Origin of the sequence: Stenotrophomonas sp. SrG (assembly GCF_050031795.1) — a bacterium.
Classification (GTDB): Bacteria; Pseudomonadota; Gammaproteobacteria; order Xanthomonadales; family Xanthomonadaceae; genus Stenotrophomonas; species Stenotrophomonas rhizophila_A.
The window spans coordinates 1-232 of sequence record NZ_JBNBBE010001580.1; the positions used below are offsets into that span (position 1 = coordinate 1).

Annotated in this window: 1 pseudogene; it reads left to right on the forward strand. The window is 66.8% G+C overall.

The window, feature by feature from the left end:
* Positions 1-232: pseudogene (locus tag ACQG3P_RS24685) on the forward strand (glutamine-hydrolyzing GMP synthase); the annotation flags it as partial.

Genomic DNA, 232 nt, shown 5'->3' on the forward strand with positions numbered 1-232 from the left:
GTTCAAGGACGAAGTGCGCCGCCTCGGCGTCGAACTCGGCCTGCAGCGCAGCATGGTCTACCGCCATCCGTTCCCGGGCCCGGGCCTGGGCGTGCGCATCCTGGGCGAAGTGAAGCGTGTGTACGCCGAGCTGCTGGCCAAGGCCGATGCGATCTTCATCGAGGAGCTGCGTACGGCCGACCTGTACGACAAGACCAGCCAGGCCTTCGCGGTGTTCCTGCCGGTGAAGTCG